Origin of the sequence: Streptomyces sp. NPDC046909 (genome assembly GCF_040644695.1) — a bacterium.
In the GTDB taxonomy this organism is placed as follows: Bacteria; Actinomycetota; Actinomycetes; order Streptomycetales; family Streptomycetaceae; genus Streptomyces.
In genome coordinates this window covers 165,775-186,815 of record NZ_JBEYXC010000019.1, presented here as the reverse complement: position 1 = coordinate 186,815, position 21,041 = coordinate 165,775, and the positions used below count along the sequence as shown (strand labels likewise).

At 69.3% G+C, this 21,041-nt stretch carries 22 protein-coding genes; 14 read left to right on the top strand and 8 right to left on the bottom strand.

Annotated features, from left to right (window positions below):
- The first annotated feature begins 100 nt into the window (after window positions 1-100).
- From hemL to ccsB, 7 genes are all read left to right on the top strand, one after another.
- Window positions 101-1,420: a glutamate-1-semialdehyde 2,1-aminomutase gene (gene hemL, locus ABZ928_RS44050; protein WP_361532446.1), complete on the top strand. Its 1,320-nt coding sequence runs from the start codon at window positions 101-103 to the stop codon at window positions 1,418-1,420.
- Window positions 1,417-2,100, top strand: coding sequence for a histidine phosphatase family protein (locus ABZ928_RS44045; protein WP_361532443.1), 684 nt, complete (start codon window positions 1,417-1,419; stop codon window positions 2,098-2,100). The genes hemL and ABZ928_RS44045 overlap by 4 nt, the downstream gene beginning before the upstream one ends.
- Window positions 2,101-2,210: 110 nt before the next feature.
- Window positions 2,211-3,512, top strand: a complete 1,302-nt coding sequence (locus ABZ928_RS44040; RefSeq protein WP_361532440.1) for a hypothetical protein — start codon at window positions 2,211-2,213, stop codon at window positions 3,510-3,512.
- 66 nt (window positions 3,513-3,578) lie between these two features.
- Window positions 3,579-4,208, top strand: a complete 630-nt coding sequence (locus ABZ928_RS44035) for a TlpA disulfide reductase family protein (RefSeq protein ID WP_361532437.1) — start codon at window positions 3,579-3,581, stop codon at window positions 4,206-4,208.
- Between the two features lies 1 nt (window position 4,209).
- Window positions 4,210-4,980: a cytochrome c biogenesis protein CcdA gene (locus tag ABZ928_RS44030; protein WP_361532434.1), complete on the top strand. Its 771-nt coding sequence runs from the start codon at window positions 4,210-4,212 to the stop codon at window positions 4,978-4,980.
- A gap of 3 nt (window positions 4,981-4,983) precedes the next feature.
- A complete protein-coding gene (locus tag ABZ928_RS44025) occupies window positions 4,984-6,702 on the top strand; it encodes a cytochrome c biogenesis protein ResB (RefSeq protein ID WP_361532431.1) in 1,719 nt (572 codons plus the stop codon).
- Window positions 6,699-7,799 (top strand): c-type cytochrome biogenesis protein CcsB, encoded by a 1,101-nt coding sequence (ccsB, locus tag ABZ928_RS44020; protein WP_361532428.1) that lies wholly within the window; start codon window positions 6,699-6,701, stop codon window positions 7,797-7,799. The genes ABZ928_RS44025 and ccsB overlap by 4 nt, the downstream gene beginning before the upstream one ends.
- Before the next feature lie 263 nt (window positions 7,800-8,062).
- Here the strand turns inward: ccsB and ABZ928_RS44015 are convergent, their stop codons facing one another.
- Complete coding sequence (locus ABZ928_RS44015) at window positions 8,063-8,497, bottom strand: hypothetical protein (protein WP_361532425.1); 435 nt, start codon at window positions 8,495-8,497, stop codon at window positions 8,063-8,065.
- A gap of 212 nt (window positions 8,498-8,709) precedes the next feature.
- Here ABZ928_RS44015 and ABZ928_RS44010 point away from each other — a divergent pair, with 212 nt between their 5' ends.
- From ABZ928_RS44010 to ABZ928_RS44000, 3 genes are read left to right on the top strand one after another with little or no spacing between them, the layout of a single operon-like run.
- Entirely contained in the window at window positions 8,710-9,315 is a 606-nt protein-coding gene (locus tag ABZ928_RS44010) for an RNA polymerase sigma factor (RefSeq protein ID WP_361532422.1), read from the top strand.
- The gene (locus tag ABZ928_RS44005; protein ID WP_361532419.1) at window positions 9,312-10,247 is read left to right on the top strand and encodes a CU044_5270 family protein; all 936 of its coding nucleotides are present in this window, start codon (window positions 9,312-9,314) and stop codon (window positions 10,245-10,247) included. The genes ABZ928_RS44010 and ABZ928_RS44005 overlap by 4 nt, the downstream gene beginning before the upstream one ends.
- Window positions 10,248-10,290: 43 nt before the next feature.
- On the top strand, window positions 10,291-10,689 hold the full coding sequence (locus ABZ928_RS44000; protein ID WP_361532416.1) for an SRPBCC domain-containing protein: 399 nt from the start codon (window positions 10,291-10,293) through the stop codon (window positions 10,687-10,689).
- On the opposite strand, the gene ABZ928_RS43995 is transcribed toward ABZ928_RS44000, so the two are convergent.
- Window positions 10,686-11,660: a 2-oxoglutarate and iron-dependent oxygenase domain-containing protein gene (locus tag ABZ928_RS43995; RefSeq protein WP_361532413.1), complete on the bottom strand. Its 975-nt coding sequence runs from the start codon at window positions 11,658-11,660 to the stop codon at window positions 10,686-10,688. The two genes, ABZ928_RS44000 and ABZ928_RS43995, sit on opposite strands and share 4 nt — an antisense overlap.
- Entirely contained in the window at window positions 11,653-12,096 is a 444-nt protein-coding gene (locus ABZ928_RS43990) for a nucleoside deaminase (protein ID WP_361532410.1), read from the bottom strand. Before ABZ928_RS43990 ends, ABZ928_RS43995 begins: the two co-directional genes overlap by 8 nt.
- 99 nt (window positions 12,097-12,195) lie before the next feature.
- On the opposite strand from ABZ928_RS43990, the gene ABZ928_RS43985 reads away from it, so the two are divergent.
- Complete coding sequence (locus ABZ928_RS43985) at window positions 12,196-13,509, top strand: PucR family transcriptional regulator (protein ID WP_361532407.1); 1,314 nt, start codon at window positions 12,196-12,198, stop codon at window positions 13,507-13,509.
- A 62-nt stretch (window positions 13,510-13,571) separates the two neighbouring features.
- On the opposite strand, the gene argG is transcribed toward ABZ928_RS43985, so the two are convergent.
- Both argG and ABZ928_RS43975 read right to left on the bottom strand, forming a co-directional pair.
- A complete protein-coding gene (argG, locus tag ABZ928_RS43980; RefSeq protein WP_361532404.1) occupies window positions 13,572-15,026 on the bottom strand; it encodes an argininosuccinate synthase in 1,455 nt (484 codons plus the stop codon).
- A 72-nt stretch (window positions 15,027-15,098) separates the two neighbouring features.
- Entirely contained in the window at window positions 15,099-16,073 is a 975-nt protein-coding gene (locus ABZ928_RS43975; protein ID WP_361532401.1) for a zinc-binding dehydrogenase, read from the bottom strand.
- 101 nt (window positions 16,074-16,174) lie between these two features.
- Between ABZ928_RS43975 and ABZ928_RS43970 the strand changes: the two genes are divergently transcribed.
- Entirely contained in the window at window positions 16,175-16,507 is a 333-nt protein-coding gene (locus ABZ928_RS43970; RefSeq protein ID WP_361532398.1) for a helix-turn-helix transcriptional regulator, read from the top strand.
- Window positions 16,508-16,573: 66 nt separating this feature from the next.
- Window positions 16,574-17,182 carry a hypothetical protein gene (locus tag ABZ928_RS43965; protein WP_361532395.1) on the top strand — a complete coding sequence of 203 codons (609 nt, stop codon included), beginning with the start codon at window positions 16,574-16,576 and terminating at the stop codon, window positions 17,180-17,182.
- On the opposite strand, the gene ABZ928_RS43960 is transcribed toward ABZ928_RS43965, so the two are convergent.
- Window positions 17,164-18,585: a cytosine permease gene (locus tag ABZ928_RS43960; protein WP_361532392.1), complete on the bottom strand. Its 1,422-nt coding sequence runs from the start codon at window positions 18,583-18,585 to the stop codon at window positions 17,164-17,166. The two genes, ABZ928_RS43965 and ABZ928_RS43960, sit on opposite strands and share 19 nt — an antisense overlap.
- Before the next feature lie 169 nt (window positions 18,586-18,754).
- Here ABZ928_RS43960 and ABZ928_RS43955 point away from each other — a divergent pair, with 169 nt between their 5' ends.
- Window positions 18,755-19,726, top strand: coding sequence for a DMT family transporter (locus ABZ928_RS43955; RefSeq protein ID WP_361532389.1), 972 nt, complete (start codon window positions 18,755-18,757; stop codon window positions 19,724-19,726).
- Here the strand turns inward: ABZ928_RS43955 and ABZ928_RS43950 are convergent.
- Entirely contained in the window at window positions 19,674-20,579 is a 906-nt protein-coding gene (locus ABZ928_RS43950; protein ID WP_361532386.1) for a LysR family transcriptional regulator, read from the bottom strand. The two genes, ABZ928_RS43955 and ABZ928_RS43950, sit on opposite strands and share 53 nt — an antisense overlap.
- 11 nt (window positions 20,580-20,590) lie before the next feature.
- Window positions 20,591-20,998, bottom strand: a complete 408-nt coding sequence (locus tag ABZ928_RS43945) for a PLD nuclease N-terminal domain-containing protein (RefSeq protein ID WP_361532383.1) — start codon at window positions 20,996-20,998, stop codon at window positions 20,591-20,593.
- Window positions 20,999-21,041: the final 43 nt, after the last annotated feature.

Below are 21,041 nucleotides of genomic sequence, written 5' to 3'. Positions count from 1 at the left end.
ATGCCGTCGGGCCACAGGCCGCGGTCGGCCGGGGCCGCTGGCCTACCCTGAGGAGGAAAGTCGGCAACCGGAGTCCGAGAAGTCGGAGAAGTCGCAGGTCATGAGCGAAACGCCCTATTCATACGATGCGCCTGCCTCACAGGCCCTGTTCGACCGTGCGGCCGCCGTCACACCGGGCGGCGTGAACTCCCCGGTGCGCGCCTTCCGCGCCGTCGGCGGTACGCCCCGGTTCATGGTGTCGGGCCGTGGCCCGTATCTCACCGACGCCGACGGACGCGAGTACGTCGACCTCGTCTGCTCCTGGGGGCCCATGATCCTCGGGCACTCCCAGCCGGACGTGATCGCCGCCGTGCAGGACGCCGTCTCGCGCGGCACCTCCTTCGGTACGCCCGGTGAAGGGGAGGTCGCGCTCGCCGAGGAGATGGTCGGGCGGATCGACCCCCTTGAGCAGGTGCGGCTCGTCTCCAGCGGCACCGAGGCCACCATGTCGGCCATCCGGCTCGCCCGCGGCTTCACCCGGCGGACCAAGGTCATCAAGTTCGCCGGGTGTTACCACGGTCACGTCGACTCGCTCCTCGCCGCGGCGGGCAGCGGTGTGGCGACCTTCGCGCTTCCCGACACCCCGGGTGTCACCGGAGCGCAGGCCGGCGACACCATCGTCCTGCCGTACAACGACCTCGAAGCCGTCCACGAGGCCTTCCACCGGCACCCCGGCGAGATCGCCTGCGTCATCACCGAGGCCTCGCCCGGCAACATGGGCGTCGTCCCGCCGCGGCCCGGCTTCAACCAGGGGCTCAAGGACGCCTGTTCCAAGAACGGCGCCCTCTTCATCTCCGACGAGGTCATGACCGGCTTCCGCACCAGCCGCGCCGGGTGGTTCGGGATCGACGGGGTCCGCCCCGACCTCATGACCTTCGGCAAGGTCATGGGCGGCGGCTTCCCCGCCGCGGCCTTCGGCGGCCGGGCCGACATCATGGCCCACCTCGCGCCCGCCGGGCCCGTCTACCAGGCCGGCACCCTCTCCGGGAACCCGATCGCCACCGCCGCGGGCCTCGCCCAGCTGCGGCTCCTCGACGAGGCCGCCTACGCCAAGGTCGACGCCGTGTCGGCGACCGTCCAGGGGCTCGTCACCGAGGCGCTCACCAAGGAAGGCGTCGCGCACCGGCTGCAGAACGCCTCCAACATGTTCTCCGTCTTCTTCACCGACCGTGAGGTGCGGGACTACGAGGACGCCAAGAAGCAGGAGTCCTTCCGCTTCACCGCGTTCTTCCACTCGATGCTGGCGCAGGGCGTCTACCTGCCGCCGTCCTCCTTCGAGTCGTGGTTCGTGTCCACCGCCCACGACGAGCAGGCGGTTCAGAAGATCGCCGACGCCCTTCCGGCGGCGGCCCGTGCGGCAGCGGAGGCCACGGCAGCATGACCAGCAGCAGCGACATCACCGTCGTCCACCTCATGCGGCACGGCGAAGTGGCCAACCCCGACGGCGTCCTCTATGGGCGGCTCGCCGGGTACCACCTCTCCGAGCTGGGCCGCCAGATGGCCGACCGGGTCGCCGAGCACCTCTCCTCGCGGGACGTGACGTACGTCTGCTCCTCGCCGCTGGAGCGCGCGCAGGAGACGGCCACACCGATCGCCAAGGCCCACGGCCTCGACATCGCGACCGACGGGCGGCTCATCGAGGCCGACAACGTCTTTCAGGGCAAGACCTTCGGCGTCGGCGACGGGGCGCTGAAGAAGCCCGAGAACTGGAAGCACCTCGTCAACCCCTTCAAGCCGTCGTGGGGTGAGCCGTACGTCGACCAGGTCGTCCGCATGGTGGGGGCGCTGGACGCGGCGAAGGACGCGGCGCGCGGGCACGAGGCCGTGCTCGTCAGCCATCAGCTGCCGATCTGGATCGTGCGGTCGTACGTCGAGAAGCGGCGGCTGTGGCACGACCCGCGGCGCCGGCAGTGCACGCTCGCCTCGCTGACGACGTTCACGTACCAGGGCGACAAGATCGTGTCCGTCGGCTACTCCGAGCCCGCGATCGACCTCGTCCCCGCGCATCTGCGGGCCGGCGCCAAGCCGGTGAAGGGGAAAGACAAGGCGTTCGGGGCCTGAGTCCTGTTCTGGGGCTTCTGTTACGTAATCGCGAAAAACAGACGGAACGCCTCCGTTCGTCACGTCCTCTGAATGGGTGACCACCAGAGAACGTGACGAACGGGGATGCCATGCGCACTCTCACCCGACGGGGAGCACTCGGACTCGGTATGGGAGGCGCCGCCGCTCTCGGGCTCGCGGGCTGCGGCACCCTCAACCCGTCAGAGGGGCCGAGCCCTGCCGCAGGTTCCACCACCGGCGGCCACAACAAGCCCGGCGCGCAGACCCACCCCGTCCGCCCCCTCGGCGACGGCTCCACGTCCTACACCGGCAAGCAGCCGAACCAGCCCGCCAAGCCCGAACCGCTGGAGCCGGGGCAGACCCCGCCGCAGTTCGTCGTCTTCTCCTGGGACGGGGCGGGCGAGGTCGGCAACGGACTCTTCCCCCGCTTCCTGGACCTCGCCAAGCAGCACGGCGTCCACATGACCTTCTTCCTCTCCGGGCTCTACCTCCTGCCCGAGTCGAAGAAGCGGCTCTACGACCCGCCGAACAACCCCGTCGGCGCCTCCGACATCGGCTACCTCACCGACGAGCACGTCAAGGCGACCCTGACCAACGTGCGGCGCGCCTGGCTCGAAGGGCACGAGATAGGCACCCACTTCAACGGCCACTTCTGCGGCGGCTACGGCAGCGTCGGCAACTGGACGCCCAAGCAGTGGCGCAGCGAGATCGACCAGGCGAAGGCCTTCGTGAAGGAGTGGCGGACCAACACCGGGTGGACCGATCTGCCCGCGCTGCCCTTCGACTACGACAAGGAGCTCGTCGGCGGCCGTACCCCCTGCCTCCTCGGCCAGGACAACCTGCTGCCGACCGCGAAGGAACTCGGCTGGCGCTACGACGCCTCCTCGCCCGGCGGCCGCCAGGTCTGGCCGGAGAAGAAGGGCGGACTGTGGGACCTGCCGCTCCAGGCGATCCCCTTCCCCGGGCACAGCTTCGAGGTCCTCTCGATGGACTACAACATGCTCGCCAACCAGTCCATCAACTCCACCAACGCCCCCGCCTACAACTACCCCGCCTGGCGCGAGCAGTCCGCCGGCGCCTACATCGCCGGCTTCAAGCGGGCCTACGAGACCAACCGCGCCCCCTTCTTCGTCGGCAACCACTTCGAGCACTGGAACGGCGGCATCTACATGGACGCCGTCGAGGAGGCGCTGAAGCACATCGCGGCCGAGAAGGAGAAGGGCGAGGACGTACGGCTCGTCTCCTTCCGGCAGTTCGTGGACTGGATGGACGTGCAGAAGCCGGAGGTGCTGGCCAAGCTGCGGACGCTCGATGTCGGGCAGACGCCGGCCGGTGGCTGGAACTCGTTCATGAAGGACACCGCCACCGGCACCCCCACGAGCACCTCCGGGAGCTCCGCAAACGCCGCCTGAAATGCGGGTTTCCGCCCGCAAGGGGGGTGCGCAAGATCCTCAGAACGGGCATGCGAAACTTTTCACATGAGTGCCGCCAGCTGCGCCCCCAAGCGTCCTGCCTCCTGGAGTCGCACCCGCCGCGCCGCCCTGACAGTGGCCGGTGGCGCTGTCTCCGCGCTGCTTGTCTCCGCGTGCACCTCCGGAGGCGTCTCCGGCGGCGGCGGTGACACCAACTTCATCATGGGCAAGGACGGCATCTCCACGGTCGAGAAGGGCAAGCGCGACGCCGCTCCCGACCTGTCCGGCAAGACCATCGACGGCAAGCAGCTCGCCGTCTCCTCGTTCAAGGGCAAGATCGTCGTCCTGAACGTGTGGGGATCCTGGTGCAACCCCTGCCGCGCCGAGGCCCCCAACCTGGAGAAGGTCTACAAGGACCTCAAGTCGCAGGGCGTGCAGTTCGTCGGTATCAACGTCGCCGACCCCCAGGTGAACAACGCCCGCGCCTTCGAGAAGGACTTCGGCGTCACCTTTCCCAGCCTGTACGACCCGAGCAGTAAGCTCATGCTCCGCTTCAAGAAGGGCACGCTCAACCCGCAGGCGATCCCCTCCACGCTCGTTCTCGACCGGGACGGAAAGATCGCGGCTCGCTCGCTGGCCGGCCTCAGCGAGGAGAAGCTGCGCTCCATGATCGCCCCGGTTCTCGCGGAGAAGTGACGTGAGCACAGTCACCACGCTTGCCGCAGAGGGCTACAACGGGACGGTGCTCAACGGCACCCTCCTGGTCGCCCTGCCTATCGCGCTGCTCGGCGGACTCGTCTCCTTCTTCTCTCCGTGCGTCCTGCCGCTCGTCCCTGGCTATCTGTCCTACGTCACCGGCGTCACCGGCACCGATCTGGCGGAGGCCCGGCGCGGCCGGATGGTCGCGGGCGCCTCCCTCTTCGTGGCCGGCTTCACCGCCGTGTTCGTCTCCAGCGGGGCCCTGTTCGGATACTTCGGGGCGACGCTCCAGGAACAACAGGGCACTCTGTCCAAGGTGCTGGGCGTGCTCATGATCCTCATGGGCGTGTTCTTCATGGGGCTGATGCCCTGGATGACTCAGCGGGAGTTCCGCTTCCACAAGAAGCCCGCGACCGGACTGGTCGGCGCCCCGCTGCTCGGCGCGCTCTTCGGTGTCGGCTGGACGCCCTGTATCGGCCCGACTCTCGCTTCCGTACTGGCCCTGTCCTCGCAGCAGTCGAGCGCGGGCCGCGGTGCCATATTGACCGTCGCCTACTGCCTTGGCCTCGGCCTGCCGTTCGTGCTCGCGGCGGTCGCCTTCCGTAAGGCGCTCGGCGCCTTCGGCTGGGTCAAGCGCCACTATGTCTGGGTGATGCGGATCGGCGGCACGATGATGATCATTACTGGACTGCTGCTGTTGACCGGCGCCTGGGACAGCCTGGTGCAGGACATGCAGTCCTGGTCCGCCGGATTCAGTGTGGGGATCTGATCGATGAGCAAGACGACGACCAACGCGCCCACCGACCCGACCCCGGCCGCCGGCGACGAGGACCTGGGCGCCGCCGGCTCCCAGCTGTCTACCGCGCCAGCGGAAAGCCTGAACATGCCCGCGCTGGGCATCATCGGCTGGGCCCGCTGGTTCTGGCGGCAGCTCACCTCCATGCGGGTCGCGCTGCTCCTTCTCCTCCTGCTGTCGCTCGGCGCGATCCCCGGCTCGCTGATCCCGCAGTCCGGCACCGACGAGACGAAGGTCGCCGACTTCATCAAGGCCAACCCCACCCTCGGGGACGTCTACGACAAGCTCGGCCTCTTCCACGTCTACAGCTCGGTGTGGTTCTCCTCGATCTACATCCTGCTGTTCGTCTCCCTCATCGGCTGCATCGTGCCCCGCACCTGGCAGTTCGTCGGCCAGCTGCGCGGCCGCCCGCCGGGTGCGCCCCGCCGTCTGACCCGGCTGCCCGCCTACACCACCTGGCGCACCGAGGCCGAGCCCGAGCAGGTCCGCGAGGCCGCGCTCGCCCTGCTGAAGAAGCGCCGCTTCCGCGCCCACCTCGCCGGTGACAACGTCGCCGCCGAGAAGGGCTATCTGCGGGAGGTCGGCAACCTCGCCTTCCACATCGCGCTCATCGTGATGCTGATCGCCTTCGCATGGGGCCAGCTGTTCAAGTCCGAGGGCAACAAGCTCCTCGTCGAGGGCAACGGCTTTTCCAACACGCTGCTCGCCTATGACGACTTCAAGTCCGGCAATCTCTTCACCGCCGACGACCTGACGCCGTTCAGCCTCAGGCTGAAGGACTTCAACGGCACCTACGAGAAGTCCGGCCCCAACCGGGGCACGGCACGCACCTTCCAGGCCAAGCTCACCTACGCCGTCGGCGCCTACGGCAAGGACAAGAAGACCGTCGTCAAGGTCAACCAACCCTTGGAGATCGGCGACTCGAAGGTCTACCTCACGGCCCACGGCTACGCCCCCGTCATCACCGTCCGGGACGGCAAGGGCAACGTCGTGTACCGCGACGCCGTCCCGCTGCTGCCGCTCGACTCCAATGTCACCTCCACCGGTGTCGTCAAGGTCCTCGACGGCTACAAGAACTCCAAGGGTGTGAAGGAACAGCTCGGCATCTCGGCCTTCTTCCTGCCGACCTACACCCAGGGCAGTGAGACGGCGTCGACGTTCCCGGCGATGCTCAACCCCGTGCTGAACCTGACGCCGTACCACGGCGACCTCGGCACCGACTCGGGTATCCCGCAGAGCGTGTACCAGCTCGACAAGTCGCATCTGAAGGGGTTCAAGGACTCCAAGGGCGAGCAGCTCCGGGAGAACTTGAAGCCCGGCGAGACCATGAAACTCCCCAATGGCGCAGGGTCGGTCACCTACGAGGGCACCAAGGAGTGGGCGAACTTCCAGATCACGCAGCAGCCCGGCAGCGGCTGGGCGCTGGGCGGCTCGATCGCCGCGATCTTCGGCCTCGCCGCCTCCCTGTTCATCCAGCGCCGCCGCGTATGGGTCCGGGCCGGCAAGGGCCCCGACGGCATCACGGTCGTCGAGATGGCCGGGCTCGGCCGCAGCGAGTCCGCAAAGGTGCCCGAGGAGCTCGGTGGCCTCGCGGGGATCCTGTACGACCAGGCGCCCGGGGCGCCCGAACCAGACGAAGACTCCACCGACAACCCCAACCCCCACGTCGTACCTGCCGAAGGGGCCGAGAAGTGACTCTCGCCGCCACAACCGAGTTGGCCGCCGCCACCAACGAACACCTCGCGAACCTCAGCAACACGCTGATCTACTCCGCGATGGCCGTCTACACCCTGGCCTTCTTCGCCTACATCACCGAATGGATCTTCGGCAGCCGCAGCAAGATCGGCCGTACCGCTGCCGCGCTGACCGCCGAGGGCAAGGGCAAGAGCAAGGCGCCCGCCGGCATGGTGAAGAAGGGTGGCTCCACCGCCGTACTGGAGCGGCCGAAGGTCGTGGTGCGGGCCGCGGCCGGGCAGCGGGACGTGCCGGACGGGCCCGGGGCGCACGGTGGGGACGAGCAGGGGGACCTCTACGGGCGTATCGCCGTGTCCCTCACGGTGCTCGCCTTTCTCATCGAGCTGGGCGGGGTCATCGCCCGCGCGGCCTCGGTGGAGCGGGCCCCCTGGGGCAACATGTACGAGTTCAACATCACCTTCTCCACGGTCGCCGTCGGCGTGTACCTCACGCTGCTCGCGCTGAAGAAGAACGTGCGCTGGCTCGGGCTGTTCCTGATCACGACGGTCCTCCTCGATCTCGGCATCGCCGTCACTGTCTTGTACACCGCCAGCGACCAGTTGGTTCCCGCCCTTCACTCGTACTGGCTGTACATCCACGTCTCCACGGCGATCCTGTGCGGCGCGGTGTTTTACGTGGGCGCGGTCAGCACGATCCTGTACCTGTTCAAGGACTCGTACGAGAACAAGCTCGCGAACGGCGGCAAGCCCGGCAGCTTCGCCACCTCCTTCCTGGAGCGGCTGCCCGCCTCGGCCTCCCTCGACAAGTTCTCCTACCGCGTCAACGCGGCCGTCTTCCCGCTGTGGACGTTCACGATCATCGCGGGCGCGATCTGGGCGGGCGACGCGTGGGGCCGTTACTGGGGCTGGGACCCCAAGGAGACCTGGGCCTTCATCACCTGGGTTGCCTACGCCTGCTACCTGCACGCCCGCGCCACGGCCGGCTGGAAGGGCCGCAAGGCCGCCTACCTGGCCCTCCTCGCCTTCGGCTGCTGGCTGTTCAACTACTACGGCGTGAACATCTTCGTCTCCGGCAAGCACTCTTACGCGGGCGTGTAGCCCGAGGATGTAACTTCGTGCGGTGAAGCCCGGTTCCCGGTGACCTGAGTCCTGGGAATTGGCCTTCGTTGTACGGACAGACGAAGGAGCGTGGATACGAATCTGCGGAAACGGATTTGCGGCGGGGATCACCACTCGGGACACGGAGCGGGTCACCCTTGGTGGAAGAGGTACGAGGCACTCATGGGCAGCCTCGGATGTGGCACCTGGCGCTCCAGCGGGAATGGAGAATTCCCACCGGAGCACCAAGGGCGCACTACAAACTACGACTTGGCGGAGTAGACGTCAGAGCAAACCTGGCCACTGCTACCACCAATGCAGACCCAGTATGTGTAAGTCCGGTTCTCCGGCAGATCCCCGGTCTTCGTAGCAGTGTAAGGAGAGCTGTGACCATAGGTGCTCGCTTCGCGGATAGGACTGGTACCCAGGTAAGCGGCGATACCGAATCCATCCTTGCGGGGGTCAACCGCCTGAAGCTTGTCTCCGTCGGCGTACCAGTACGCCGCGCCGGCAAACGCACCGTCCTGATAGACGGCGATGTGGCGCGACCCGTCGCTCTGCAAGCCAGTGTCAACAAAGCGGACGTTGTCCGGAACCGCCGCCGAAGCCGTGCCAGCACCTATCGTCACAGCTGCACCCACCATCATGGCAGTGGCAGCAAACACAGAAACGGCGCGCTTGCGGGTAGATGCCTTCACATTTCCTCCTGTGGGGTCAAGAAACAGCAAGATCATATCGAACTTGCACTCGAAGCTGGATCGGATTCAAGCCGCAGGAGGGGATGATCCCGCCCAACACGCACTCCTACGCGGGCGTGTGGGCGGGGACAGAACTCCTTTACGACGAAGGCCGGTTCCCTGTGACCTGAGTCACGGGAACCGGCCTTCGTCGTCCGGACAGGTAGAGGGGCGTGGATACGAATCTGCGGAAACGGATTCGCGCGGGGGACCACGACGCCTTCGGCGATCTCTTCGACGCGTACGCACGCTCCGTCTACAACCACGCCTATCGCCTCACGGGGGAGTGGTCGACCGCCGAGGACGTCGTCTCGCTGACCTTCCTCGACGCGTGGCGGTTGCGTGAGCGGCTCGACGAGGAGGGGGGCTCGCTGCGGCCCTGGCTGCTGGGTATCGCGACCAACGTCACGCGCAACACCCGGCGGGCGGCGCGGAGACATGCCGCCGCCGTGGCTCGGCTGCCGCGCGGCGAGGCGGTACGGGATTTCGCCGACGAGGTCGCGGGGCGGCTCGACGACGCCGCGCAACTGGACGTCGTACGGACTGCGTTGGCGAAGTTGCGGCGGGCCGAGCGTGAGGTGCTGGCGTTGTGCGTGTGGTCTGGGCTCGGGTACGAGGCGGCGGCCGAGGCGCTGGGGGTGCCGGTCGGGACCGTGCGGTCACGGCTCTCGCGCGCGAGAACAAAACTGGCGAAATATATGGAACTCTCCCAAACGGTCGGACAGATGAGAGATGACCGCACCACCGCGGTCAGGCCCCTGAGGGAGGGAAACCGATGAACCAGCTTCCCGAGAAGGACCTTCCACCGGGCCGTCACCGACTGCTCAAGGAGCATCTGATGACCGAGATCCGGCAGGAAGAGAAGAAGCCCGTACGCCGTCCCTGGCTGCGCCCCGCCCTGGTCGCCGGAGCCGTCGCGGCGGTCACCGCCGTGACCCTCACGTTCGCTGTGCCGTCCCACGATGACCCGTTCGTCCCGCCAGTCGTGCACCCCTCCCCGGGTGTCACCCAGGTTCTGGAGGACGCGGCCCTCGCCGCCGAGCACCAGGACGTGCCCAAGGTGCGCGACGACCAGTTCACCTACATCAAGTCCAAGGTGGCTTGGGGCATTTCCGAGCGCACCTGCAAGATTGCGACGGCCGGACCGTTGCAAACCCGGGAGAACTGGAAGTCCGTCGACGGTCGGCGCGAGGGGCTGTTGCGGGACACCGGGGTCGGCACCCTCCCGATCCAGCCGGACCCGGATTCCGAGGACGTCTACCGCAGTTGGGAGAACCTGCCCACCGACCCCGACAAGATGCTCGCCTGGCTGTACGAGCACAAGGGGGGCGAGGGACACAGTGACGCATACTTCGCCTTCAAGGAAGCGACCGGGTTGGTCCTGGAGAGCATCCTGCCCCCCAAGGTCAGCGCCGCGCTCTACCGGGCCGTCGCCAAGATCCCCGGAGTCGTCCTGGTGAAGGACTCCGTGGACGCCGTCGGGCGGCACGGCACCGCCGTCGGGTTCGTGGACGAGAAGGGGGCCAATCGGCAGGAGCTGATCTTCAACAGCAAGACCTGGCTTCCGCTCGGCATCCGGGACGTGGTCCTCAAGGACGCGAAGACCAACCCCGGTGAGGTCTGCAACGGCGTGATCAAGGCCGGCTCCGTCCAGGCCACCACCGCGGTCCTGGAGCGGGCCGTCGTCGACAAGAAGGGCGAGCGCCCGTAACCGACCACGTGCGGAACCTCTTTCCACGGGTCAGGCTGGTGCTATGACCGGTTCCATCGAGCAGGGCACCAGCCAGACCCATGGGAACACGCACATCCTGCATTTCCTGGTGCGCGTGCCCCGGCCCATGGAGAGGGTCTGGGAGGCGGTGGCCACCCCGGAGGGGCTCGCGGGATGGTTCACCGCCGCCGATGTCCTGGAACCCCGGCTCGGCGGCGCGGTCACGCTGCGTGAGCTGGGGAGCGGGCGGATCACCGCGTGGGACGTGGACCGGGTCGCCGAGTACACGGTGGCGGACGGCGACCGGGTCCGTTTCCATCTGGAGCGGGACGGGGACGACGGTACGGTCCTGCGCTTCACCCACGAATATCAGGGCGAGGAGGAGTCCGAGCCGCGTTGGAGGGCCCGCTTCGAGAGGCTGATCGAGCTGTTCGAGGGCTAGTCGACCGTGATCGAGTCCAGCTTCTCCCGCAGATACACATGCGAGTCGAACGGCTCGTACGCCACCCGTCCCACCGGAGCCGGTACCGACTCCACCACCGTGCCCGGGGTGCACTCGCCGAAGTAGACGAGGGACATCAGTTCCTCGGCGGGGGCGTCGGCCGGGGGCGGGAGGACGCGGTGGCGGCCGGAGCGCCAGCGGTCGCCCGTCCAACGGGCCATCAGGTCGCCGATGTTGATGGTGAAGGCGTCCGGGTCGAAGGGCGCGTCCTCCCAGCCGCCCTCGTCGGTGTACACCTGCAACCCGCCCTTGCCCGCCTGCCGGTCGAGGATCGTCACCGTGCCGAAGTCGGTGTGCGGGCCGATGCGGAACTGGCCGGGGGCGGGCTCGCCCATGACCTCGGTCCCCGGGTACCAGTTGATGTTGAAGCCGTACGTCGGGTGGTCCATGTGCCGTGAGAAGAAGTCGTGTTCGAGGCCCAGGGCCACCCCCAGGAGGTCCAGGAGCTGGTTCTCCAGCTCGCCCATCCGCGCCAGGTACTCCTCGCACAGGGTCTGGAGTTCCGGCACCTCGGCCGGCCAGATGTTGGGCGCGTACCACTCGGCGTTGATCACCGGGTCGTCGAAGGGGTCGTGCGTAGCGAAGGTGAGGGACTCCTTGAGGTCCGGCGGGGTCTCCGTACCCTCCGAGTAACCGTTGGCCTCGGCGCCCGGGCCCAGCCACCCCCGCCCGCCGACCTTCGCGGTGTAGGGCTCCTTGACGTCGACGGGCATCCGGAAGAAGGTCCGGGCCGCCTCCCGGATGGCCGCCCGCAGCGCCGGGTCCACCCCGTGCCCGGTGACCAGGAAGAACCCGGCGGTCTGAAGGGCCTCGTCGAGGGTGCGGGCGATCGTGGCGCGGGCCTCGGGGTCGCCCTCGATCCAGGGCCTCAGATCGATCGTGGGGATGCGGGGCTCGTTCGCGTCAGTCACCGATGTCCTCATTCCACAGTGCCGGGTTGTTCTTGATGAAGTCGCGCATCAGGTCGGTGCACTCCGGGTCGTCCAGGAGCACGATCTCCACGCCGTGTTCGGCGAGCCAGTCGTGCCCGCCGTGGAAGGTGGTCGCCTCGCCGACCACCACCCGGGAGATGCCGAACTGCCGGACCAGTCCGGAGCAGTACCAGCAGGGTGAGAGGGTCGTCACCATCGTCGTACCGCGATACGAGCGCTGCCGTCCCGCCGCCCGGAACGCCGCCGTCTCCGCGTGCATGGAGGGGTCGCCGTCCTGGACGCGCCGGTTGTGGCCGCGGCCGAGCAGGGTGCCGTCGGTGCCGTAGAGCGCGGCGCCGATCGGGATCCCGCCCTCGGCGAGCCCGGCGCGGGCCTCCTCGACGGCGGTGGCGAGCCACGTACGGAAAAGGTCCATGCGTCCACTCTCCTGTGGCCGAAACACGAGGGCAACGTGCGGAAAGTACTCTCCCCGCAGCCCGCAGCCGGACGAATTGTCAGCGCCCTGGAGGCTCCCGTGCCCGCACTCACCCTCCGCGAAGTCCTCGCCCTCGACCCCGTCCGCGCGACCGAGCCCGAGCTGCTGGCGGGCGCGGGCGGTCTCGACCGGCCCGTCCGCTGGGTGCACTCCAGCGAGGTCTACGAGGGCGCGAACTTCCTCGACGGCGGGGAACTGCTGCTGACCAACGGCTTCGGTCTGACGGACGCCGACGAGGAGGTCAGGCGCCGGTACGTCCGTGAGCTGGCCGCCAGGGGCGCCGCCGGGCTCGCGGTGGAGGTCGGGCGGTCCCTGCCCGCCATGCCCGCCGAGGTGGTCGACGAGGCCCGCCGCCTGGAGCTGCCGCTCCTCGCCATGCACCGGGTCGTGCCCTTCGTACGGATCACCGAGGCCGCCAACCGGGCCATCGTGGCGCGGGGGCTGTCCGGGCGGTCGGTCGTCGTACGGCCCTGGGGCGACGACCATACGGCGGCGCTGCTGGCCGATCTCGCCGACCGGGCGGCGCTGAACCAGCCCGAGGTCGAGGCACGGGCGGCGCTCGCCGGGTTCCATCCGGGGCCGGGGGCGCGGCTGATCGGGGTGTCGGTGCACGGGGCGCGGGACGCGGGGGTGGTGGACCGGGCGGTGCGGGTGCTGGGCGGGGCGAGTGTGCTGCGGGCGGTGTTCCCGGGGGATGTGCTGGGGCTGGTGGCGTTGCCCGGGACCCGGTCCGGTGACCCCATCCGCGGGGTCCAGGACGCGTTCGGCAGCGCCGCGGAACCCGGGCTCACCGTCGCTGTCGGGCATGCCGTCGCCGTGGGGAGCGGGTGGCTGCGGTGGAGCGACACGCTGCGGGCGGCCCGTACGACGTTGGAGCTGGCGTTGACCGTTCCGGCGGCGGAGCCGGGGGCGCCCGAGGGGCCGTTGGTGACCTCGTCGCGGGCCCTGGCCCTGGAGCGGGAGCTGACGCGCGGCGGGATCGATGCGAACCAGGATCGGTTGGCCCGGTTGGTGCAGCATGCGCTGGGGCCGTTGCTGGAGTGGGAGGCCGCGCATGCGAGTGACCTTGTGCGGACGTTGGAGGTGCATCTGCGGAACGGGTGCTCGCCTACGCGGACGGCGGCTCTGCTGCATATCGGGCGTCAGTCGCTCTATCAGCGGTTGGAGCGGATCGAGTCGTTGTTGGGGTTGGAGATAGGGGATCCGGATCTGCTGGGGGAGTTGCTGGCGGCCGCCTGCGCGCATCGGGTGGTTCGTGGGCGGGCGGGTGCGGCGCCGTCGGGGCTGGTCGCGCTCGCGCGGCGGCAGCCGCACATTCAACACAGCCCCGCGCCCCTTAAGGGGTCTGCCTAGCGTGGGGAATGCGGAAAGGCCGGTCGGGGTTTCCGACCGGCCTTTCTCTTGCCCGTGTTTCCTCAGTCCGTGCCCAGCTCCATCGCCGCCCGGTCCAGCAGGGCGTCCTCCTCGGAGACCTCGCCCCGCGACGCGATGACCTCCGCGCCGCCCTCGGGGAGTTCCGGCATGGTGCCGATGAGGCCCGTCGCCGCTGCCTGGGAGGCGCCGATGGTGGGGCTGCCGGTGCCGATGAGGCCGAGGCCGGCGTACTGCTCCAGCTTGGCGCGGGAGTCGGCGATGTCGAGGTTGCGCATGGTGAGCTGGCCGATGCGGTCGACGGGGCCGAAGGCCGAGTCCTCGGTGCGCTCCATGGAGAGCTTGTCGGGGTGGTACGAGAACGCCGGGCCCGTGGTGTCGAGGATCGAGTAGTCCTCGCCGCGGCGGAGGCGGAGGGTGACCTCGCCGGTCACGGCCGCGCCGACCCAGCGCTGAAGGGACTCGCGGATCATCAGGGACTGCGGGTCCAGCCAGCGGCCCTCGTACATCAGGCGGCCGAGGCGGCGGCCCTCGTTGTGGTACTGGGCGAGGGTGTCCTCGTTATGGATGGCGTTGACGAGGCGCTCGTACGCGGCGTGGAGGAGGGCCATGCCCGGGGCCTCGTAGATGCCGCGGCTCTTGGCCTCGATGATCCGGTTCTCGATCTGGTCGGACATGCCCAGGCCGTGCCGGCCGCCGATGGCGTTGGCCTCCAGGACCAGGTCGACGGCGGAGGCGAACTCCTTGCCGTTGATGGTGACCGGGCGGCCCTGCTCGAAGCCGATGGTGACGTCCTCGGCGGCGATCTCGACCGAGGGGTCCCAGAACTTGACGCCCATGATCGGCTCGACGGTCTCAAGGCCGGTGTCGAGGTGCTCCAGGGTCTTCGCCTCGTGCGTGGCGCCCCAGATGTTGGCGTCGGTGGAGTACGCCTTCTCCGTGGAGTCCCGGTAGGGGAGCTGGTGGGCGACCAGCCACTCGGACATCTCCTTGCGGCCGCCGAGCTCGGTCACGAACGCCGCGTCCAGCCAGGGCTTGTAGATCCGCAGGTGGGGGTTGGCGAGCAGGCCGTAGCGGTAGAACCGCTCGATGTCGTTGCCCTTGTAGGTCGAGCCGTCGCCCCAGATCTGGACGTTGTCCTCCAGCATCGCCCGCACCAGCAGCGTGCCGGTGACGGCACGGCCGAGGGGGGTGGTGTTGAAGTACGCCCGGCCGCCGGAGCGGATGTGGAACGCGCCGCACGTCAGCGCGGCCAGGCCCTCCTCGACCAGCGCGGCGCGGCAGTCGACCAGGCGCGCGATCTCGGCGCCGTAGGTCTTGGCGCGGCCGGGCACCGAGGCGATGTCGGGCTCGTCGTACTGGCCGATGTCGGCCGTGTACGTGCACGGGACGGCGCCCTTGTCACGCATCCACGCGACCGCGACGGAGGTGTCGAGGCCGCCCGAGAAGGCGATGCCGACGCGCTCGCCGGCGGGCAGGGAGGTGAGGACCTTGGACATAGGAAGATTATGCATCAGCGTGCATGGTCATGCAAACCCCGATGGGGAGTGGTGCCCGTCACTCGCCCATCCTCAGCCGCCCACCGCCAGCAGCAGCTTCCCCGTGCTCGTCCGTGACCCCATCAGCCGGTGGGCCTCCGCCGCCTCCGCCAGCCCGAACTCGGCGGTGACGGGGAGGGTGACGGTCCCGTCGGCCACCTTCGCGAACGCCCGCTCGGCCAGGGACCGCAGTTCGGCGGGGGCGGTCTGGGCGAGGGTGAGGATGGAGAAGCCGCCGACCGTGACGCCGTACGGGAAGAGTTCGGGCTGGCCGACGCTCCACGCGGCGGCGCCGCTCGCGTTGCCGAAGGAGACGAGGCGCCCGAAGACCGCCAGCGAGGCGAGTGAGGCGCGGAAGGTGTCGCCGCCGACGGGGTCGAGGGCGAGGTCGGCGCCACGGCCGTCGGTGGCGTCCCGTACGGCCTTCTCGAAGTCGCCGACGAACACCTCGTCGTACGCCCCGTGCTCCTTCGCGAACCCGGCCTTCCCCGCGCTCGACACCACCCCGAGGACCGTCGCCCCGGCCGCCTTCGCCAGCTGCCCGGCGACCGTGCCGATGCCGCCGGCGGCGCCCTGCACGAGGACCGTCTCGCCCGGCTGGAGGCGGCCGACGGAATGGACGAGGGCGTACGACGTCGGCAGGACCGTCGGGAGGGTCGCGGCGGTGCGGAGGCCGACGCCGGAGGGGACCGGGAAGACGGTGGCCGCGTCCGTGACGACGACCTCGGCGTAGGCGCCGCCGGCGCTCAGTGCGGCGACCTCCTGTCCGACGGTGAGCCCGGTGACGCCCGCGCCGAGGGCCCGTACGCGGCCGGAGACCTCAAGGCCCGGCCGGAAAGGGAGGGACGGCACCCGGTAGCCGGTCTCCCTCGCCTTGAGGTCGGCGAAGTTGATCCCGGCGTAGGCGACATCGACGCTCACCTGGCCGGGGCCGGGCTCGGGGACGTCCACGTCGACGACCTGGAGCACCTCGGGACCGCCGTATGCCTTGATCTCCACTGCGCGCATGCCACACCTCAGCCATGAGTGTTCAATGAAAAGCGAACACTCGCGAGTGTATGGTTTTCATCGAACACTCGGCAAGCGGCATACGGAAGGACCACCCCGTCATGGCCACCACCAGTCACCGCGCCGCACCCGAGCACACCCACCCCGACGACGTCCCCGTCCTCACGGCTCTCGCCGCGCTCGCCGATCCCGTACGGGCGCAGCTGGTACGGGAGTTGGCCGCATCCGAGGACTGGACCCGCAGCTGCGGCACCTTCGACGTGCCCGTCGGGAAGGCCGCCAAGAGCCACCACTTCGCGGTGCTGCGCGCGGCGGGGCTGGTGGAGCAGCGGGACGAGGGGGCCAGGCGGGTCAACCGGCTGCGGCGGGCGGAGTTCGACGCGCGGTTCCCGGGGCTGCTGGAGCTGGTGCTGCGCGAGGGCACCATGCCCTGATCAACCCGGCGCCTGATCAACCCGGCTCCTGATGAACCTTCCGGCCCGTTCCGGCGTCGGAGAGGCATGAGGAACCGCAGCTGGATCGTGGCGGCCGTGGCCACCGCCGGTGTGGTGGTGGCGTCGGCTCTGTACATCGACGCGCTGGAGACCGGGCATGCGGACGTGGACGTCGCCGCGAGCTTCTCCCCGTCGCCCCCTGCCGAGGACTGGTGCGTCGGCACCCTCCCGGCGCCCCCGGACGCCGACCCGGAGGAACCCCCGCTGGAGCGGACCCTCGTGCGGCTCGACAAGCTGGCCGCGGGGGAGCACGCCGACGTCTTCACGGGCATGGGCGTCGACGAGGACGCCAACGCCGCCGACATCTGGCGCATCCCCTCCTCCGACCGCTTCGACACCGCCGCGTGCGACGCCGCCGAGAAGGGCGTGACGCTCCGGCTCCACCCCGCCGACGTGAACCGCAAGACCCTCGACGCCCTCGCGGACCGCATCAGCGAGGACATGAACCGCTGGGACGGGACCTTTCAGCTCTGTGAAGTCGGCGTGGACGAGCGGGGGTTCGTGCGGGTGGGGGTCGACGACCCGAAGAAGGCCGAACCCCTCGTGAAGAAGGAGTTCGGCCCTCGGTACATCAAGGTGGAGCACGTCGAGCAGGCTCAGGCCGACGTCGGCTGAACCGTCGGCTGAACCGCCCGGTCCGACTTCCGCAGCACCCAGTACAGCCCGGCGCTCACCACGAACCCGACCAGGCACGTGATGTCACCGAACGACGCCCACTTCTCCGGCACCCAGCCGACGTACTTCTCCTGGTTGGAGAAGAGGGGGACCGACACCGCGATGCCGATCAACAGGGAAGCGATGCCGGGCCAGTTGGAGAAGGCGCGGTCGTTCAGGCGGGCCGCCAGTTCGTCCACCGGGGTACGGGCCTGGAGCCAGCGCTCGACCAGCACCACGCCGAGCCACGGTCCCACCCAGTACGCGATGACCAGCAGGAACGCCTCGTAGGCGTGCCCCGCGTCGGACAGGGACGCCCACGCCGCCGCCGTACCGGCGACACCGGCGAGGACGACGATGGCGCTGCGGCCGAGCCACGGCGGGAGCTTCAGGCCGAGCGAGGTGATCGACATGGCGGACGAGTAGACGTTCAGGGCGTTCGCGGAGATCGCGCCCAGGATGATGGCCAGCAGGACCAAGTTGCTGAGCCAGCCCGGGAGATGACCCGTGAAGGCGGCCGTCGGGGTGGCGCCCTCGGGGGCGACGATCGTGGCCGAGGCCGCGCCGATCACCGCGACGATCGCGATCGAGACGAAGAGGCCGACCGCCGGGTAGACGATCGTCTTCAGACGGTTCGCCGTGCGGGGGAGGTAGCGGGAGTAGTCCGAGGCGCCCGGGTTCCAGCCGGCCGCGTAGCCCCAGGCCGTGCTGAAGGCGAGGAGGAAGCCGCCGATGCCGCCGCCCGCGCCCGAGGAGCCGCCCAGGTTGGCCTCCTTGAAGGTCCACACCCCGGCCAGCAGGAAGATCACCGCCAGTGCCGGGAAGGCGTACTTCTCGAAGGCGTGGACGAAGTTGTGGCCGATGAAGCCGATCACGATCTCCGCCGCGACCACGATCAGGAGGGAGGGGAGCGGGCGCAGGTCCGTCAGGGTGTTCAGCGCGAAGGCCGCGCTGACGCTGTTCACCGCGAACCAGCCGACGCCCGCCACAAGGGCGTTGACGCCCGACGGCAGCAGATTGCCCCGGTAGCCGAAGGCGAAGCGGCCGATCGCCATCTGCGGGACACCGAAGCGCGGGCCGTCAAGGGACAGGATGCCCTGCGTCAGCGAACCCAGTGCCGTGCCCAGGAGCAGCGCGGCCGTCGCCTGCCAGAAGCTCAGGCCGAAGAAGAGGACCGAGATCACGCCGATGTAGACCGTCGCGAACTCGATGTTCGGGGACGCCCACGTCCAGAGCAGCTGGAGCGGGGTGCCGTGCCGCTCGGCGTCCGGGATCGGTTCCGAACCGGCCGTCTCGACGGCGATGACCTTGTCACCGTATGCGGGGGCGATGGCCGTGCTGGAGTCGGCCGGAGCTGTCGTCATGCGAGCCAAGTGTCCGGTTCCGGCCCCTTCGCGCCCAGAGGCGCATTGTCCGCTTCGGAAGCCTCACCGGCGTACAACCTGCACGCATCGACGGCACCGATGGGGGCATCGGCAGGACGCCCCACTGGGCCGTGGACCAGCACCGACGCCCGCTCGTAGCTTCGTGGACATGACCTCAGAGAGCAAGCGCACAGGCAGCGGCGGCGCCGAGACCAAGGGCACCGCCCAGCTGGCCGCCGCGATGATCCTCTCCGGCACCCTCGGCGTCTTCGTCGTCGAGTCGGGCGCCTCGCCGTTCAACGTCGTCTTCTTCCGCGTCCTGTTCGGCGCCCTCGCGCTCGGCGGCTACATCCTCGCCCGCGGCTGGTTCCGCGAACGCCGCCTCGGCTTCACCCCGCGCACCCTCGGACTCGCCGTCCTGGGCGGCGTCTTCATCGTCTTCAACTGGGTGTTCCTCTTCGAGTCGTACGAGAACACCTCGATCTCCGTCGCGACGGTCGTCTACCACACCCAGCCGTTCTACGTCGTGCTCCTGGGCGCCCTGCTCTTCCGCGAGCGCGTCACCCCGGCGAAGGTCGGCTGGATCGGCCTCGCCTTCGCGGGACTGATCCTCGTATCGGGCGTCACACCAGGGGACTTCACCAGCGGCGGGCCGTATGTCCTGGGCGTCGGGCAGGCGTTGCTCGCCGCGCTCCTCTACGGCCTCTCCACCCTCGTCACCAAGCGTGTCACCGGCGTCCGCCCGCACGTCATCGCCCTCGTCCAAGTCCTCGTCGGCATCCCCCTGTTGCTCCCCTTCGCCGACTTCGGCGCGATGGCCGGGACGGGCGTGGACTGGGGCTGGCTGGTCGGGCTCGGCTTCCTCCACACGGGCGTGATGTACGTCCTCATGTACGCCGCCTACGCCAAGCTGCCGGTCTCGAAGATCGCCGTCCTCGCCTTCGTCTACCCGGCGGTCGCGATGGTCATGGACTGGGCGGTGTACGGCCACCACATCGGGCTCGTCCAGGCACTCGGCGTCCCGCTGATCGTGCTGGCCAGCCTGAAGGTGACGCTGGCCAAGAAGTCACCGGCGCCCCGGGCCGTCGTCAGCGGTCCGACGCCGTCTGCTCCCGCACCAGCCGCACCGCAGCCTCGATGAACAGCGTCAGCTGGCGTGGCAGGCGCTTCCCCGCCCGCCACGCCACCTGTGTGTACAGCTGGAAGGGCGGTTCCCAGGGCAGTTCGACCAGCGCCCCGGACGCCAGCTCCGCGCCGACGGTCACCCGGGGCAGCAGCGCGATCCCGAGACCGCCGGCCACACCCCGCTTGGTCGCCTCGATCGTCCCGAACTCCATGAAGGGCGGCGGGGATCCGGTGCGATGGGCGAGCTCGGACTCGAAGAGGTCGCGATACGGGCAGCCCGGTTCGGTGCCGACGAGCTGGACCTCGGCGAGGTCCTCCGTCTTGAGCGCGGGGCTCCTGGTGGCGAGGGGGTGACCGGGCGCGGCGACCAGGACCAGCGGCTCCGGCGTGAGCACCCGGCTCTCCAGCCCGGCGTGCTCGGTCTCCGGCTCCATCAGGAAGCCGACGTCGTACGTCCCCTGCCGCAGCGCCTGCCGGGTCTCGTCGCCGAGCGTCGTGCGCAGGGAGAGCCGCACCTTCGGATAGCGGTGGTGGAACAGCTCCAGGAGCGGCGGCAGCCGGTACGAGGTCAGCGACTCCATCGTCCCGACGGCGAGCGCGCCCGACGGCTCCTCCGCGCCGACGACCGCCGCCCGCGCCTCCTCGCTCAGCTCGATGATCTGCCGCGCGTAGGGGAGGAGGCGCTCACCGGCCTCCGTCAGCCGGATGCGGCTGCCGAGCCGGTCGAAGAGCGGGGTGCCGAGGGAGTCCTCCAGGGCGCGGATCTGGCTGGTCACGCTGGACTGGGCGTACTTCAGCTCGGCGGCGGCCCGGGTGAAGCTCAGGACGGTCGCGACCTTCTCGAAGGTGACCAGCAGCCGCAGTTCCATTCAGACGTCCCTCAGCTGTCCTTGGGGTCCTCGCCGTTGTCCTTGGACTCCTTGCGGCGGAGCTCCTCCTCGCGGCGACGGAGGTCAGCCTCCCAGTCCTTGAGAAGAGCCTCGTCCTTCTTATTGTCCTCCGCGAGGGACTTGAGGAACTCCGGATTGTCGTCCGGCGCGACGAAGGCGGTGCGCTGGTTGCGGTGCCACTCGGAGGGGGTGGAGCCGTCGGGGTTCACGGGCCCCCGGTGCTTACCGGCCACCAGCCAGGCGACCGGGCCGATCAGCACCTCGCCGAAGAGCAGCACGATGATCACCCACACCACCTTCGGCAAGCCCTTGACCTGCTCCTCCGGGGTGTTCAGGCAGTCGATGAAGGCGTAGATCCACAGCGCCAGGACCAGCAGGTAGGGCAGATACCTGAGCATGGTGGTGCGTTCCCCCAGGAGACGGTGACGGGGACGTGGGACG